The sequence below is a fragment of the Xanthomonas sp. BRIP62418 genome (assembly GCF_003993495.1).
Lineage (GTDB): Bacteria > Pseudomonadota > Gammaproteobacteria > Xanthomonadales > Xanthomonadaceae > Xanthomonas > Xanthomonas euroxanthea.
Genome location: NZ_QEZG01000039.1, coordinates 73,038 through 88,512, shown reverse-complemented (window position 1 = coordinate 88,512; position 15,475 = coordinate 73,038). Strand labels below are relative to the sequence as shown.

The window sequence follows — 15,475 nt, the reverse complement described above, 5'->3', positions numbered from 1 at the left end:
GCTACGCGTGGCAGGGGCGCGTCTGCCACTGTGCCATCCGCGCGCGTATGCTTGGGTCATTCCTGGGAGGGAACATGACCGAACGCACCAAGACCGCGCGACCGATCGACCGCTATTTCGCCAGTTATTCCGACGACCATCGCAACGCGACCAATCAGCAGATCCACGTGCTGGCGGTGCCGGCGATCCTGTGGTCGGTGGTGGGCCTGCTGTGGTGCATCCCGGTCGGCGGCACCTGGTTCAGCAGCGGCGTATGGGCGGCGTTGTCGATGTTCGCGGCCTGGTCGTACTACAACCGCTTATCGCGTCCGCTCGGGCTGGGCATGCTGGGGATCTTCTTTTTCTTCGGCTGCCTGTGCCGGTTGATCGAAGGCAGGCTCGGGCTCAGCGGCCTGTTCACCACGGCGCTGGCGGTGTTCGTGCTGGCCTGGATCGCGCAGTTCGTCGGCCACCGGATCGAAGGCCGCAAGCCGAGCTTTCTGACCGACCTGACCTATCTGCTGATCGGGCCGATCTGGGTGCTGGCCAAGTTATATCGTCAGTTGGGTTGGCGGTATTGAGCACGGCCGACACGCCCAGCGCACAGCCCGGTGCCGGCGTGGTCCTGCGTTGAAGCGGCGTATTACGACTGCGCGCCACGCAGCGCTGCATGGCACACAGGTGCACCTGCGGGGTATCACTCGCCGATGCCGAGCTCTTCGGGCAGCGGACGAAAGGCGCGTGGCGCGTAGCCGAAGTCGCGACGCGCCGGTTCCAGGTCGAACACCAGGTCATCGCGCATGCGCTGCAATGCGGCCGCATTGATGCCACGCAGGCGCCCCAGCCGCTGCGCGGCAGTGAGGGCAAGGCCGAACAGGCCGGGCGGCACCTGATACAGCCGCGCCGGTCGCGGCAGCGCCGCCAGCACGCGCTCCACCATCTGCGTATAGGCCAGCACCTCGCCGCCGCCGACGGCATAGCTGCGCTGCTGTGTCGCCGGCTGGGTGAGCACCGCCAGCGCCGCGCTGGCCAGATCGTCCACATGCACCGGCTGGCGCAGCCCGGTCGCGTTGGCCGGCAGCACGAAGGCGCCGGTGCGCTGCGCCAGCCCGGCGATCTGGGTGAGCGTGCGGTCGCGCCCGGCCCCATAGACCAGCGTCGGGCGCAGCACCGTCGCCGTGGCACCACGCGCCTGGGCTGCGGAGAACAGGGCCTGTTCGGCATGTGCCAGGCGCTGTGCGACATCGCGCTCGGCCGCGTCGATCGAATATTCCTTGACCTCCAGGCTGGTGGAACCGAACGCCACAATGCGCGGAGCGCGCACCGGATTTTCGGCATACCAGCGCGCGAAATGGTCCAGCGGGCCGCAGCTGAAGATCACCTCGAAGGCCTCGCCCGCGGCAGCCGGCGTGGCCAGGTCGCCCTGCCGCCAGATCAGCCCGGAGCGCGCCGCGCGCGGCTGGCGCGACCATGCCGTCACCTGCCAGCCGCGGCCGAGCAGCCGCGTCAGCAGGCGTTCGCCGATCTGACCGCTGCCGCCGAACACCAGGGCGCGCGGCGCAGAAACGGCAGGGGACGGAGCGGGATCGGCAGCGGTCACGGGGCTCGGATGCGGTCTGGGTGATCCCAGCATAACCAGTGACACGCAGCGGCGCGATGCTGCTGCGTTGGCGATTTGCGCATGCGCGCAGCCACGGCGTTGACGCGGGCGTCAGTCAACGGTTTGTTAAGCTCTCTGGCCTGCTCGCGAATCTTGTGTTCCCTGCATGCCTTTTCCGCTGGAAATCCTGCTCGCGCTGCCATTTGTGATGGCGGCCGCCACTGCGCTGCTCTGGCGCGTCTCCCGTTCGATCACTGCGTGGTTGGCTGCGGCCGCGCCGTTGGGCGGGCTGCTCATCCTGGCAACGCTCACACCGGCCGTGCTGCGCGGCGAGGTGGTCGGCAGCCAGCACGCGTGGTTGCCGCAGATCGGCCTGATGTTCTCGCTGCGGCTCGATGGCCTGGCGTGGATGTTCGCGTTGCTGGTGCTGGGCATCGGGGCGCTGGTGGTGCTGTATGCGCATTACTACCTGAGTGCACGCGACAGCGCCTCGCGCTTCTTTGCCTATCTGATGCTGTTCATGGGCGCGATGCTCGGCATGGTGTTGTCGGGCAACCTGCTGTTGCTGATGGTGTTCTGGGAGCTCACCAGCATCAGCTCGTTCCTGTTGATCGGCTTCTGGTCGCACCGCAAGGACGCGCGCGAAGGTGCGCGCATGGCCTTCGTGCTGACGGCCGGTGGCGGCCTGGCGCTGCTCGGCGGCATCCTGATGATCGGCGGCATCGTCGGCAGCTTTGAGCTGGATGCGGTACTGGCGGCCGGCGATCTCATTCGCGCCAGCCCGCTGTATCCGTATGCGTTGGGATTGGTGCTGCTGGGCATCTTCACCAAGAGCGCGCAGTTCCCGTTCCACTTCTGGCTGCCGCACGCGATGGCCGCGCCCACGCCGGTGTCGGCGTATCTGCATTCGGCCACGATGGTGAAGGCCGGCGTGTTCCTGCTGGCGCGCCTGCATCCTGCCCTGGCCGGCACCGATCTGTTCTTCTATACGGTCACCAGCATCGGTGCGATCACGCTGCTGCTTGGCGCCTGGCACGCGATCTTCCAGCACGACCTCAAGGGCGTGCTGGCGTACTCGACCATTTCGCATCTGGGCCTGATCACGATGCTGTTCGGCCTGTCCACGCCGATGGCGGTGGTGGCCGGCGTGTTCCACATCCTCAACCATGCGGTGTTCAAGGCCTCGCTGTTCATGGCCGCCGGCATCATCGACCACGAGACCGGCACGCGCGACATGCGCAAGCTGGGCAATCTGCGCCGCCTGATGCCGGTCACCAGCGCGCTGGCGATCACCGCCTCGCTGGCGATGGCCGGCGTTCCGCTGCTCAACGGCTTCCTGTCCAAGGAAATGTTCTTTGCCGTGGCGCTGGAAACCGAGGCGCCGCAGACGATGCGGGTATTGGCCAGCATCGCCGCCCTGCTGGCCGGCCTGCTCGGCGTGGCCTACAGCCTGCGCTTCGTGCACGACACCTTCTTCGGCCAGGGCCCGCGCGATCTGGACACCACCCCGCACGAGCCGCCGCGCTGGATGCGGATACCGGTGGACGTGCTGGTGCTGATCTGCGTGGCCGTGGGCATCGTGCCGGCCTGGACCATCGCGCCGGTGCTGCGCGCCGGTGCCAGCGCCATCCTCGGCGAGCGCCTGCCCGACTACAGCCTGGCGCTGTGGCACGGCTGGAACTGGCCGCTGGCGATGAGCATCGCCGGCATGGTGGGCGGCACCCTGTTGTACATGGCGCTGCGCCGCATGCTGGACATGTACGCGATCCAGAACCGCTCGCCGGGCAAGGCGCTGTTCAACTGGAACCTGCGCGCCCTGTTCGCCGGCACCGTGCGCATGACCGATGCGGTCACCAACGGCAACCTGCAGCGCATGCTGATGCTGCTGGTGCTGAGCGCGGTCGTGGTGGCGCTGGTGCCGTTCCTGCAGGGCGGCGCCTTGCCGGCCTGGCCGGCGCCCACCCCGCTGCCGCTGCTGGGCTGGACGATCTGGCTGCTGATGATCGCCTGCGCCCTGGGCAGCCTGTTCCTGTACAAGCAGCGCCTGCTCGCCGTGCTGGTGCTGGGTGGCACCGGCCTGGCCGTCAGCATGACCTTCGTGTTCCTGTCGGCGCCGGACCTTGCCTTGACCCAGCTGCTGGTGGAGATGGTGACGCTGGTGCTGATGCTGCTGGCGATGAATTACCTGCCCGAGCGCTCGGTGCCCGAGCCCGCGCGCCTGCGCAAACCCCGCGATGCGGCCATCGCCGTCGTCGGCGGCGCCGGGCTGGCCGCCCTGGCCTACACCCTGATGACCCAGCCCAGCCACACGGTCGCCGGCGAGCTGCTGCAGCGTGCGCTGCCGGAAGCCTACGGGCGCAACGTGGTCAACGTGATCCTGGTGGATTTCCGCGGCTTCGATACCTTCGGCGAGATCACCGTGTTCGCGATCGCCGGGCTGGTGGTGCATGCACTGCTGCGGCGCTCGCGCATGGCGCCGGAGCGCACCATGCCCGGCCCGCCGATCAAGTTGCCGGTGCCGGCCGACCTGGCGCAGATCATGTTCCCGCTGACGCTGACGGTGTCGTTGTTCCTGTTCCTGCGCGGGCATAACGCGCCCGGTGGCGGCTTTATCGCCGGGCTGGTGCTGGCGGTGCCGTTGCTGATGCAGTACGTGATCCAGGGCACCGCGTCGGTGGAATCGCGCTTCGGCTTCGACTACATCCGCCTGATCGGCATCGGCCTGCTGTGCGCGCTGGTCAGTGGCACCGGTGCGCTGGTCTTCGGCATGCCGTTCCTGAGCAGCGGGCATCTGGAGATTCCGTTGCCGCTGCTGGGCGATCTGGAACTGGCCAGCGCGCTGGGTTTCGATATTGGCGTGTATCTGGTGGTGTTCGGCGCGGCGATGTTGATGCTGTCGATGATGGGCACGATCAAACCTTCGCGTACGCGCAGCTCGCAGCGCGGCGAGATCGACCCCACCCAGCGTTCGACACGCACCGCGGAGCAGCATTGATGGAACTGGCAGTGGCAAGCGCGATCGGCGTCCTGACCGCATTGGCGATCTACCTGTTGCTGCGCGCGCGCAGCTTCGACGTGATCCTGGGCATGACCTTCCTGTCGTATGCGACCAACCTGCTGATCTTCGCCGGTGGGCGGCTGCGTAGCGGCCAGGCGCCGGTGCTGCGCGAGGGCGTGCCGGCCGACCTGATGCACTACACCGATCCGTTGCCGCAGGCGCTGGTGCTGACCGCGATCGTGATCGCCTTCGCGATGACTGCCGTGAGCCTGGTGCTGGCGATCCGCAGCCGCGCCGACAACGGCAGCGACCATGTGGATGCGCATGAAGACGCCACCACCGGCGTGGACACGCGCGAGGCACGGCGATGAATCATCTGCTGATCCTGCCGATCCTGATCCCGATGCTGGGCGCATCGGCGTCGCTGTTCGTCGAACATCGCCGCTATGGGCCGCGCGTGCAGCGCACGGTGGCGTGGACGAGCATGGTGTTGCTGGCCGTGTCGGTCATCGCCTTGTTCGCGCGCGCCGCCGACGGCCAGGTGCTGGTGTACCTACTGGGCGACTGGCCGGCGCGCATCGGCATCGTGCTGATGGGCGACCGCCTGTCGGCGTGGATGCTGTTAACCACCTTGATCCTGGGCGCGGCTTGCCTGCTGCATGCCTGCGCGGGCTGGGACCGGCGCGCGCCGCATTTCCATGCCTTGTTCCAGTTCCAGTTGATGGGCTTGAACGGTGCGTTCCTGACCGGCGACATCTTCAACCTGTTCGTGTTCTTCGAAGTGATGCTGATCGCCTCCTACGGCCTGTTGCTCAGCGGCGGGCGCGGGCTGCAGATGCGTGTGGGCCTGCATTACGTGGTGTTCAACGTGTGTGCGTCGACCCTGTTCCTGATCGCGCTGGGCCTGCTGTTCGGCGTGTTCGGCACCTTGAACATGGCCGAGCTGTCGCAGCGCATCGCCACGTTGCCGGCGCAGGACCTGCCGCTGGCCAAGGCCAGCCTGGGCCTGTTGCTGCTGGTGTTCTGCAGCAAGGCCGCGTTGCTGCCGCTGTACCTGTGGTTGCCGGAGACCTATTCGCGTGCGCCGGCGGCGGTGGCGGCGTTGTTTGCGATCATGACCAAGGTCGGGCTGTACGCGACGCTGCGCGTGTCGGCGCTGTGGTTCGGCGCCGGTGCCGGCGCGCTGCAGGGCTTCGGTCGCCACGCATTGCTGTGGCTGGGCATCGCCACGCTGTTGATGGCCGCCTTCGGGGTGATGGCCGCATCGCGGCTGCGGGTGATGGTGTCGTATCTGGTGGTGTTCTCGGCGGCGACGTTGTTCATCGCCTTCTCGCTGGACGATGCCGGCGCATTGGGTGCGGGGCTGTACTACCTGCCGCACAGCAGCTTCGTGGCCGCGGCCTTGTTCATGGTGTCGGACCTGATCCGGCGTCGCCGCGGCAGCGCCAGCGACCGCAAGGAAGTGGTCGCGCCGCTGCCGCGGCGCGGGATGCCCGGTGCGATGTTCATGGTCGCGGCGGTGGCGGTTGCCGGGCTGCCGCCGTTGTCCGGCTTCCTGGCCAAGGCCGCGTTGCTGCAGCACGTGCCCGCCGGCCTGGTCGGGCCGGTGTGGGTCGCCATCCTCGGCAGCAGCCTGCTGGTGGTGATCGGCCTGACGCGTGCCGGCGTGCGCCTGTTCTGGCGCGTGCCCGAAGCGGTGCAGGATGTCCCCGCGCTGCAGCCGCAACGCCGTGCGCGCATGCGCCCGGTGGAGACCGCCGCCACGCTGCTGTTGCTGGGGGGGCTGGTGGCGATGACGGCCGGTGCCGGCCCGTTGATGCGTTACACCGACGCGGCCGGCGTGCAGCTGCGCGATCCCGGCGCCTACGTGGAACAGGTGCGCGCCACCACGCCGCAACGGAGGCAGCCATGAGCACGCGCATGCCGCTGCGCAGCCGGCTGCTGCCCTCGCCCTCGCTGAGCGTGACGGTGTTCATTTTCTGGCTGTTGCTCAGCGACAGCTTCGGGCCGCAGCAATGGGTGCTGGGCCTGCTGCTGGGCTGGGTGGTGCCGATCTTTGCGGCGCGCCTGGACCGCGAGTTCGCCCGCATCGGGTCGCTGCGCTCGGTACCGCGCATGTTGCTGGTGGCCGCCGGCGACATCGTGCGCTCCAACCTCAAGGTGGCCGGCCAGGTGCTCGGCCCGGAGTCGCGCATCCACCCCGGTTTCATCTGGGTGCCGCTGGACATCGCCAACATCCACGGCATCGCCGCGCTGACCAGCATGATCACCCTCACTCCCGGCACGGTGTCGGCGGCGCTCTCGGATGACCGCAAGTATCTGCTGGTGCACGTGCTGCACCTGGACGACCCGGACGCCCTGATCGCCGAGATCAAGAGCCGCTACGAGAAGCCCCTGATGGAGATCTTTCCATGACCGGCCACATGTTCATCGAATCGACCATCGTCATCTGCATGCATGCGGTGGGCCTGGCCATGCTGATGGCGCTGTGGCGCCTGCTGCGCGGGCCGAGCGTGCCCGATCGCATCCTGGCACTGGACACCCTGTCCATCACCGCCATCGCCGAGCTGATGCTGCTGGGCATGTACCTGGATTCGCCGATCTACTTCGAGGCCGCGCTGGTGATCGCGATGCTGGGCTTCGGCAGCACCGTGGTGCTGAGCAAGTTCGTGCTGCGTCGGGACATCGTCGAATGATCGCGCTGACCGAATATCTGCTCAGCGCGCTGTTGCTGGTCGGCACCTTCTTCATCCTGATCGGCGCGTTCGGCCTGGTGAAGCTGTCGGACTTCTTCAAGCGCCTGCATGCGCCGACCAAGGCCAGCACGCTGGGGGTGGGCTGCGTGCTGCTGGCATCGGTGGGCTATCACCTGTTCCTCGGCGTGGACCCGCAACCGCGCGAACTGCTGATCACCGTGTTCCTGTTCATCACCGCACCGATCAGTGCCCATCTGATGGCCAAGGCCGCGTTGTCGCTGATGATGGAAGACCGCCCGGAAGTGCCCAACCACGGCGACATGAAAAAGGAAGGCCTGCCCACGCCGCAGACCCAAGGCGATGTCGGCGAGAACGCCGACACCGCCAGCCAGCACGCCGGGCCGGACAAGCATCCGCACTGAGGCTTCCTGCTGCCGCGTCGGCCGCCACCGCCGTGCTGGCCCCGGCGCGGTTGCAGCCGGTCAGCGACAGCAGTGCGCGCATCAAACCGGGCAATCCGGTGGTCATGCATGGCGTCCCTACGGGTCCGCCACAGCCCAACGGCGCACATCGCGGCGGCGTGCAGAACGCCAGCGCGCCTTGCAGCGTGCCGATGTCATCGGCGCTTCATTGGCTGCGGGCAAGCTGGGCGCCTCGCAGGACCGCCGCCATGACCCCACGCAAGACCGAGCTCGCCCTCACCGCGCTGCAATCGCACCGCAGCCCACTCACCTTGCTGCAGCGACGCGCGCTGATCCTGGCAGACGGGCAGCGCGATCTGGCAACCCTGGCAGCACTGCTGGGCGGCGACGGCGCCGCCTTGGTGCAAGGGCTCTGCGCGATGGGCTATCTGGCCTTTGGCACGCCTGCAGGCGACGCGACAACGCCACTCGCGCCCCCGGCCGCTGCGCTCGCTCCCGTCGTCACGGGCGATTGCGTGCCGCCGCCAGCTGCACCACCGAGCGAGGAGGACCTGCAACGCCAGCGTCGCCGCGCGGCCACCAACGCGCGGCTGTACCTGCTCGACATCCTGCAGCTGCAACGCAACCCGGTGGCCGTGGTGCTGCACCGGCAGCTGCACGCCGCACGCACCGAAGACACCATCGCCGCCGCCATCGCCGAGGCGCTGCGCGCGTTGCCGCAGATCACCTCGGCAAGCTATGCCGAGCGCGTACGTGCACGGATCGGCGAACTGCTGCCGGATGCGTTGCAGGCTGCCTGACCGGGCAACTGACACCGACATGGCGTGGATGGCGTGATCGGCCAGCGGCAACGGATGCCTTGCAGTTGGCGTGATCCGACAATCGCAGCCGGTACCGTGCAGGCTGCTCGAGCGCACGCCTGCGACTGCTGCGTTGCAGACGGCACGGTTCCGACAACCACACCTCTGCCGTGCCGTACTGCCTGCTCAGCCCCCCGACTAGTGGCCTGAGCTACGGTGCCTCACCTGACCTGGGCGCCTGGAACGCTGCGCGCAAGCCGGACCAGCACTGCTGGTAGTCGCCCTGCCGATGCGCAGCCTGCAAGGCCTGCTGCGTGGGGCGCAGCACCGCGCGCGTTTCGAACATGAAGGCCATGGTGTCGGCGATTACGTCCGGGCGCGTCAGGTCGGCATGCGAGGCCTTGTCGAAGGTCGCCGCATCCGGGCCATGCCCGCTCATGCAGTTGTGCAGCGAGGCACCACCGGGCGCGAAGCCGTCGGCCTTGGCGTCGTAGACGCCGTGCACCAGCCCCATGAACTCGCTGGCCACATTGCGATGGAACCACGGCGGGCGGAAGGTGTGCTGCGCCACCAGCCAGCGCGGCGGGAAGATCGCGAAATCCATGTTCGCCGTGCCATGCGTGTCGCTGGGCGAGGTCAGCACGGTGAAGATGCTCGGGTCCGGATGGTCGAAGCTGATCGAACCGATGGTGTTGAAGCGGCGCAGATCGTAGCGATACGGCGCGTAGTTGCCATGCCAGGCCACCACGTCCAGCGGCGAGTGGCCGATGTCCGCGCGCCACAGATGGCCCTGGAATTTGGCCACCAGTTCGAACGCGCCTTCGCGCTGCTCGAAGGCCGCATGCGGCGTTTCGACATCGCGCGCATTGGCCAGCCCGTTGGAGCCGATCGGCCCCAGGTCGGGCAGCCGCAGCAATGCGCCGAAGTTTTCGCAGACATAGCCACGCGCCTCGCCATCGGGCAGCTCGACACGGAAGCGCACGCCGCGTGGTATCACGCCAATCTGCTGCGGCTCGAGTTCCAGCACCCCGAGCTCGCTGTGGATGCGCAGGCGCCCCAGCTGCGGCACCAGCAACAGCTCGCCATCGGCATCGTAGAAGAAGCGATCGTGCATGGAGGCATTGGCCGCATACAGATGCACGGCAACGCCGGACATCGCCTCCGGCCCGCCGTTGCCGGCCATGGTGTAGAGGCCATCGACGAAGTCGGTTGGTGCCGACGGCAGCGGCAACGGGCTCCAGCGCAGTTGATCCGGCGGCACCGGGCCGCGCCCGAAGTCATTGTGGAAGTGCGTCTGCGCAATCAGCGAGAACGCGCCATGCACCGCCGCCGGGCGGATGCGATACAGCCAGCTGCGCCGGTTCTCGCTGCGTGGCGCGGTGAACGCGGTGCCGGACAACTGCTCGGCATACAACCCGTGCGCCACGCGCTGCGGCGAGTTCTGCCCCACCGGCAAGGTGCCGGCCACCGCCTCGGTGGCGAACGTGTTGCCGAAACCGGTCATGTACTGCGGGGTGTTATGCATGGCATGCGTCCGGATCTTGGCCCTCCCTCCCCGGATGCAGAAGGTTGGGATTGAGTTGAATCAGGCCTTTCCTACCGAAGAAAAGCTGAGGCCTGGCGGATTACGCCCCTCTCCCGGCGGGAGAGGGGTTGGGGTGAGGGTACGGCGTAGCGACTGCCTTGAAGATCATCTCGACCATTCCCGAACAGCAAATCCCCAATCCCCGCCCTCAAAGCACCCCACGCTTCATCTGATCGCGCTCGATGCTCTCGAACAGCGCCTGGAAGTTGCCTTCGCCAAAGCCCTCGTTGCCCTTGCGCTGGATGATCTCGAAGAAGATCGGGCCGATGCAGTTGGTGGTGAAGATCTGCAGCAGCTTGCGCTGCTTGGTGTCCACATCCGCATCGATCAGGATCTTGTTGCGGCGCAGGCGTTCGACATCCTCGCCGTGGTCGGGGATGCGCAGGTCCACCACGTCGAAATAGGTGTCGGGCGTGTCCAGGAATGTCACGCCGGCCTCGCGCATCTTTTCCACCGAGCTATAGATATCGTCGGTGAAGCAGGCGATGTGCTGGATGCCTTCGCCGTGGTAGGCGTCCAGATATTCGTTGATCTGGCTCTTGGGGTCGGAGGATTCGTTGAGCGGGATGCGCACGATGCCGTCCGGGGCAGTCATCGCCTTGGACACCAGGCCGGTCTTGGCGCCCTTGATGTCGAAGTAGCGGATCTCGCGGAAGTTGAACAGGCGCTCGTAATAGTCCGACCAGCGCTGCATGTTGCCGAAGTACAGGTTATGGGTCAGGTGGTCGATGAAGGTCAGCCCGAAGCCGGCCGGCTGCGGGTCGGCGCCTTCGATCGGCTCGTAGTCGGCGTCGTAGATGCTGCCTGCATCGCCATAACGGTCCACCAGATACAGCATGCAGTCGCCGATTCCCTTGACCACCGGGGCCGGGACAGCGCGCGTGTCGGGCTTGTCCTGCACCGCTTCGCCGCCGTTGCCCAACACGGTCTGCAGCACCGTCTCGGCCGGGGTGCGGAAGCGGATCGCAAAGCCGCAGGCGCTCGGGCCGTGCGCGGCGGCGAAATCGGCGGCAAACGAATCGGGGTCTTCGTTGAGCAGGAAGTTGACCCCGCCCTGGCGATAGACGGTAATGGCGCGGCTGCGGTGACGCAGCACCGCGCTGAAGCCCATCTTGCGAAAGTAGTCGTGCAGCTGCGCGGCCTGGCCGGCGGGCGCGGCGAATTCGACGAACTCGAACCCGTCGATCCCCATCGGGTTGTCGAAGGTGGTGACCTGCATGCCCAGGTTCGGGCGGGTTGCGGTACTGCTCGGTTGTGCGCTCATCGTCGTTTCTCCACGCTAGGCCGTCCGCAGGGCTATGCGGGGTGGCAGAAGACCCGCGAGAATGCGCAGGCCACCCAAGGTTTGTAGTTGCAAATGAAACCAAAATCAAGACACAGTGCAACATGAGCGATCTCGACGCCCCTACCCCGCCGCCACATCCTGTGCTGCTCAACCTCGAGCAGTTCCTGCCGTATCGCCTGAGCGTGCTGTCCAACCGCATCAGCAGCAATATCGCCAAGGTCTACGGTGATCGTTACGGCATGGCCATTCCCGAGTGGCGGGTGATCACCATCCTGGCGCTGTATCCGGGTTCCTCGGCCAGCGAGGTCTCCGACCGCACCGCGATGGATAAAGTTGCAGTCAGCCGCGCCGTGGCGCGCCTGCTGGAGCGCGGCTTCATCCGCCGAGAAACCCATGGCGACGACCGCCGCCGCTCGATGCTGGCGCTGTCGCCGGCCGGGCGCCAGGTCTACGAGACCGTCGCCCCGCTGGTCAACGAGATGGAACAGCGGCTGATGTCGGTGTTCAGCGCCGAGGAACAGCAGATCCTGGAGACGCTGATCGACCGGCTGGCCAAGGACGGGCTGCCGCGCATGGCCGGCAAGGACTGATAAAAAAACCCCCGCAGTTGCGGGGGTTCTTGCATGCCACGGCAACGACGGGTCAGGCCTGCGGCGGCGCCCACTGCTTGAGGAAATCGAACAGTTTCCTGCGGTCGAAGCCCTCGCCCTTGCGCAGTTCCGGGCCGGACTGGGTGGTCAGCAGCTTGCCGTCGTTGTCCAGCACCAGCAGCGACGGGTAGTCGTTGAGCTGGGCGAACTGCGACAGGAACGCGGCGTTCTCGTTGGTCGCATCGCGATTGACCTTGACCACAACGAAGTGCGCATCGCGGAAGCTGCGCAGCTCCGCATCGCCGCCCATCAGCTCGTCCAGCGCCTTGCACGGCTCGCAGGCCGCATTGCCGACGTTGAGCACGATGCGCTTGCCGCCGCGCTTGGCCTCGACCTTGGCGGTCTCCAGATCCGCGGCCGGATCGCGCGAGGGGTCGTATTGCGCATTGAGCGCCGCCGCCGCAGCGATGTCCGCCGCGGTGGGCGTATTGCCCGAGGACACCGGCTGGCTGGGGTCGGCGCTGGGCGGCTTCTGCATCGAGGTGTCCAGCGGCCGTGGCGCCTCCTGTTGCTCGGTGGGCTGCCCGCAGGCGCTCAACAGACCTGCCAGCAGCAGGCCACAGACAGTGGGTTTGATCGGCATTGCAGTTCTCCTCACTTCACACCATGCATCAGTTTGTTGATCAACGGCGCGATCAGGAACAGCACCGCGCCAGCGCCCAATAGCGCCCAAAACCCGAAGGTATACCCGCTCAGGGCCGAGGACACGCTCATCCCTTCGCTTCCACTGACATGCCCGGCAAAAATGCCCGACAGGTTGTTGCCGATGCCGGTAGACAGAAACCAGCCGCCCATTCCGAAACCGACCAGACGCACCGGTGCCAGCTTGGTCACCATCGACAGGCCGATCGGCGACAGGCACAGCTCGCCTACCGACTGGATCACGTACACCATGAACAAGGTCCAGAACGGCACCTTGCCAGCATCGTTGACCAGGCTCGACAGTGCAAACATCAGCAGCAGGAACGCCAGGCCGTTGAACAGCAGGCCCAGGCCGAACTTGCGCGGAATCGACGGATTGAAGCGGCCGGCCTTGACCCAGATCCAGGCGATGATCGGCGCCAGGGTGATGATGGCAATCGAGTTCACCGACTGGAACCAGGCGGTCGGGAAGGTCCAGTCGCCGAAACCGCGGTCGACGATATTGTCGGCCAGGAAGGTGAACGAGCTGCCGGCCTGTTCGAAGAACATCCAGAACAGCACGTTGAAGGCGAAGATGATCAGCATCGCGATCACCTTGTCGCGCTGCACCTTGCCTTCGCGGATGCCTTCGACCAGCAGCATCACCGACAGGCCAACGAACAACACGGTCAGCACGATCTGCAACACGTCTGCACCGACGGCGAGCAGGAGGTACACCACCGGGATCGCCAGCACGCAGCCGACCAGCACCATCAGCACCCGGCCGATGCCCTGCGCGTTCGGCGCCGGTGCGCCGATGCCCTTGAGCTGCGCGCGGCCGATCCAGAACCACACCAGGCTGATCAGCATGCCCGCGCCGGAGGCCATGAACACCATCTTGTAGGACGGCATGGCCTGGGTGCCGAACACCTTTTCGGCCAGCAACTGGGTCAGCACCGGCGAGATCATCGCGCCGAGGTTGATGCCCATGTAGAAAATGGTGAAGCCGCTGTCGCGGCGCGGATCGGCCACCGAGTACAGCTTGCCGACCATGGTGGAGATGTTCGGCTTGAACAGCCCGTTGCCCACCACCACGGTGGCCAGGCCGATCTCGAACATGGTGTGGTCGGGAATGGCGATCAGGAACAGGCCGGTGGCCATGACGGCCGCACCGACCAGGATCGAGCGTTGGTAGCCGAGCACGCGGTCGGCCACGTAGCCGCCGAAGATCGCCGCCGCATACACCAGCGCCAGATAGGCGCCATAGGTGCGTCCGGCCGGCGCCTGGCCGGTGGCATCGCCGCTGAAGAACTGCGCCACGATGTACAGCACCAGCGCCCAGCGGATCCCGTAGAACGCGAAGCGTTCCCAGAATTCGGTCATGAACAGCATCCACAGCGGCCGGGGATGACCGAGCAGCGTGGGGAACTCGGGCGGTGCAGGCGGCGGCGGGGTGGCGGAAGTCGGCGCGGTAGCGTCAACGCTCATGGAATGTCCCTTGCGTATTCAGGAATGGCTGGGTGCCCAGGGCGTACCCCGGGAGACGCGCGAGGATCACTTAGACGTCATGTACGCGTCAAATTCGCAGCACTCCTCGACCTGATGGCGGCCGCTGGAGCGCCACCGGCCTCAACTCCAGCGAGCCACTACCGCCCCGCCCGCTTCCGCTGGCCCGCTCAGCCGTTCTCCGGCTCATCGCGGCCACCCTTCATCGGCGCACGGCTTTCCACGCCCACCGACGTGCGCACGTCGAACAGCTCCGGGAAGAAGGTCAGCGCCAGCGCCTGCTGCAGGAATCCCACGCCGCTGGACCCACCGGTGCCGCGCTTGAAGCCGATCACCCGCATCACCGTGCGCATGTGGCGGAAACGCCATAGCTGGAACTGGGTTTCCACATCGACCAGGTCCTCGCACAGCGAATACTCGCGCCAGTAGCGGTCGGTGTTTTCGTAGATGCGCTCGAACACCGGGCGCAGGCTGTCGTCGGCCACATGTGCGCAGGTCCAGTCGCGCCCCTGGTATTGCGGCGGGATGGCATGCCCGAAGCGCGCCAGGTAGCGCAGGAATTCCTCGTACAGGCTGGGCGCTTCCAGCACCTGGCGCAGGCGCGCCTGCCCCTGCGGGTCGTACGCGAACACCTGCAGCATCTGCGGGTTCTTGTTGCCCAGCAGGAACTCGATATAGCGGTACTGCAGCGACTGGAAGCCGGACGAGGGCCCCAGCACGTCGCGAAACCCCATGTACTCGCTCGGGGTGAGCGTCTCCAGTACCGACCACTGTTCGGTGAGCTGGCGCAGCACCTGCTTGCTGCGCGCCAGCACTTTGCGGCACTGCCAGACCTGGTCGTTCTGCAGGTGCACCATCGCCGCGCGCAGCTCGTGCGCCAGCAGCTTCAGCCACAGCTCGGAGGTCTGGTGCTGGATGATGAACAGCATCTCGTCGTGGTGCGCCGGCTCGGACAGGGGCTGCTGCGCCGACAGCAACTGGTCCAGCCGCAGGTAGCCGCCGTAGGTCAGCCGCCCCTCCAGATCGGTATGGATGCCGGGTTCCAGGTCACGCAGGTTCTTGTCGACGGGCATGGCAGTGCAGATGGATCGGGCCGGTCAGGGTAGCTCAGTGGCGGGGATTGGGGATTGGGGATTGGGGATTGGGGGAATCGGAAATCGGGAATCGGGAATCGGGAGCGGAGATTGGATATCGACGGCCCGGCGGCTGAGGGCGGCGCTGGAGGCTGGGTCTTCGACACGTGATCTCCGGTGTGTGTCGCATCGTTCTACCGTGCAGACCTTCTGGCTGGACCGACGCCCTTCCGGATTACTCCTTGTGCAGCGCGCGGCCT

15 protein-coding genes are annotated in these 15,475 nt (G+C 66.7%); 9 read left to right on the top strand and 6 right to left on the bottom strand.

Annotation, left to right across the window (positions count from 1 at the left end):
- The first annotated feature begins 74 nt into the window (after nucleotides 1-74).
- Nucleotides 75-560, top strand: a complete 486-nt coding sequence (locus tag EO174_RS12615) for an Mpo1-like protein (RefSeq protein ID WP_104583477.1) — start codon at nucleotides 75-77, stop codon at nucleotides 558-560.
- A gap of 116 nt (nucleotides 561-676) precedes the next feature.
- On the opposite strand, the gene EO174_RS12610 is transcribed toward EO174_RS12615, so the two are convergent.
- Nucleotides 677-1,579, bottom strand: a complete 903-nt coding sequence (locus EO174_RS12610) for an NAD-dependent epimerase/dehydratase family protein (RefSeq protein WP_164740185.1) — start codon at nucleotides 1,577-1,579, stop codon at nucleotides 677-679.
- 166 nt (nucleotides 1,580-1,745) lie between these two features.
- Here EO174_RS12610 and EO174_RS12605 point away from each other — a divergent pair, with 166 nt between their 5' ends.
- The 7 genes from EO174_RS12605 to EO174_RS12575 all read left to right on the top strand — a co-directional run bounded on the left by EO174_RS12605 (nucleotide 1,746) and on the right by EO174_RS12575 (nucleotide 8,495).
- Nucleotides 1,746-4,574, top strand: a complete 2,829-nt coding sequence (locus EO174_RS12605) for a monovalent cation/H+ antiporter subunit A (RefSeq protein ID WP_126944721.1) — start codon at nucleotides 1,746-1,748, stop codon at nucleotides 4,572-4,574.
- Entirely contained in the window at nucleotides 4,574-4,948 is a 375-nt protein-coding gene (locus EO174_RS12600; protein WP_126944718.1) for a Na+/H+ antiporter subunit C, read from the top strand. The genes EO174_RS12605 and EO174_RS12600 overlap by 1 nt, the downstream gene beginning before the upstream one ends.
- Nucleotides 4,945-6,489 carry a monovalent cation/H+ antiporter subunit D gene (locus tag EO174_RS12595; protein ID WP_126944715.1) on the top strand — a complete coding sequence of 515 codons (1,545 nt, stop codon included), beginning with the start codon at nucleotides 4,945-4,947 and terminating at the stop codon, nucleotides 6,487-6,489. Before EO174_RS12600 ends, EO174_RS12595 begins: the two co-directional genes overlap by 4 nt.
- Nucleotides 6,486-6,992, top strand: coding sequence for a Na+/H+ antiporter subunit E (locus EO174_RS12590; RefSeq protein WP_104649139.1), 507 nt, complete (start codon nucleotides 6,486-6,488; stop codon nucleotides 6,990-6,992). Before EO174_RS12595 ends, EO174_RS12590 begins: the two co-directional genes overlap by 4 nt.
- Nucleotides 6,989-7,273, top strand: a complete 285-nt coding sequence (locus EO174_RS12585; RefSeq protein ID WP_016901330.1) for a K+/H+ antiporter subunit F — start codon at nucleotides 6,989-6,991, stop codon at nucleotides 7,271-7,273. Before EO174_RS12590 ends, EO174_RS12585 begins: the two co-directional genes overlap by 4 nt.
- Nucleotides 7,270-7,695 carry a Na+/H+ antiporter subunit G gene (locus EO174_RS12580; protein WP_115675773.1) on the top strand — a complete coding sequence of 142 codons (426 nt, stop codon included), beginning with the start codon at nucleotides 7,270-7,272 and terminating at the stop codon, nucleotides 7,693-7,695. The genes EO174_RS12585 and EO174_RS12580 overlap by 4 nt, the downstream gene beginning before the upstream one ends.
- Before the next feature lie 248 nt (nucleotides 7,696-7,943).
- Nucleotides 7,944-8,495 (top strand): hypothetical protein, encoded by a 552-nt coding sequence (locus EO174_RS12575; protein ID WP_126944712.1) that lies wholly within the window; start codon nucleotides 7,944-7,946, stop codon nucleotides 8,493-8,495.
- Between the two features lie 211 nt (nucleotides 8,496-8,706).
- Here EO174_RS12575 and hmgA read toward each other — a convergent pair whose 3' ends face one another.
- Nucleotides 8,707-10,020, bottom strand: coding sequence for a homogentisate 1,2-dioxygenase (gene hmgA, locus EO174_RS12570; RefSeq protein WP_126944709.1), 1,314 nt, complete (start codon nucleotides 10,018-10,020; stop codon nucleotides 8,707-8,709).
- A gap of 208 nt (nucleotides 10,021-10,228) precedes the next feature.
- Nucleotides 10,229-11,344, bottom strand: coding sequence for a 4-hydroxyphenylpyruvate dioxygenase (gene hppD / locus EO174_RS12565; RefSeq protein WP_164740184.1), 1,116 nt, complete (start codon nucleotides 11,342-11,344; stop codon nucleotides 10,229-10,231).
- Between the two features lie 122 nt (nucleotides 11,345-11,466).
- Here hppD and EO174_RS12560 point away from each other — a divergent pair, with 122 nt between their 5' ends.
- The gene (locus EO174_RS12560) at nucleotides 11,467-11,955 is read left to right on the top strand and encodes a MarR family transcriptional regulator (protein ID WP_104583473.1); all 489 of its coding nucleotides are present in this window, start codon (nucleotides 11,467-11,469) and stop codon (nucleotides 11,953-11,955) included.
- A 52-nt stretch (nucleotides 11,956-12,007) separates the two neighbouring features.
- Here EO174_RS12560 and EO174_RS12555 read toward each other — a convergent pair whose 3' ends face one another.
- The 3 genes from EO174_RS12555 to EO174_RS12545 form a co-directional block, all read right to left on the bottom strand.
- Nucleotides 12,008-12,598 (bottom strand): thioredoxin family protein, encoded by a 591-nt coding sequence (locus tag EO174_RS12555; protein WP_104583472.1) that lies wholly within the window; start codon nucleotides 12,596-12,598, stop codon nucleotides 12,008-12,010.
- A gap of 11 nt (nucleotides 12,599-12,609) precedes the next feature.
- Nucleotides 12,610-14,124 (bottom strand): oligopeptide:H+ symporter, encoded by a 1,515-nt coding sequence (locus EO174_RS12550; protein WP_104583471.1) that lies wholly within the window; start codon nucleotides 14,122-14,124, stop codon nucleotides 12,610-12,612.
- A 188-nt stretch (nucleotides 14,125-14,312) separates the two neighbouring features.
- Nucleotides 14,313-15,215 (bottom strand): tryptophan 2,3-dioxygenase family protein, encoded by a 903-nt coding sequence (locus EO174_RS12545; RefSeq protein WP_119130359.1) that lies wholly within the window; start codon nucleotides 15,213-15,215, stop codon nucleotides 14,313-14,315.
- Between the last annotated feature and the right edge of the window lie 260 nt (nucleotides 15,216-15,475).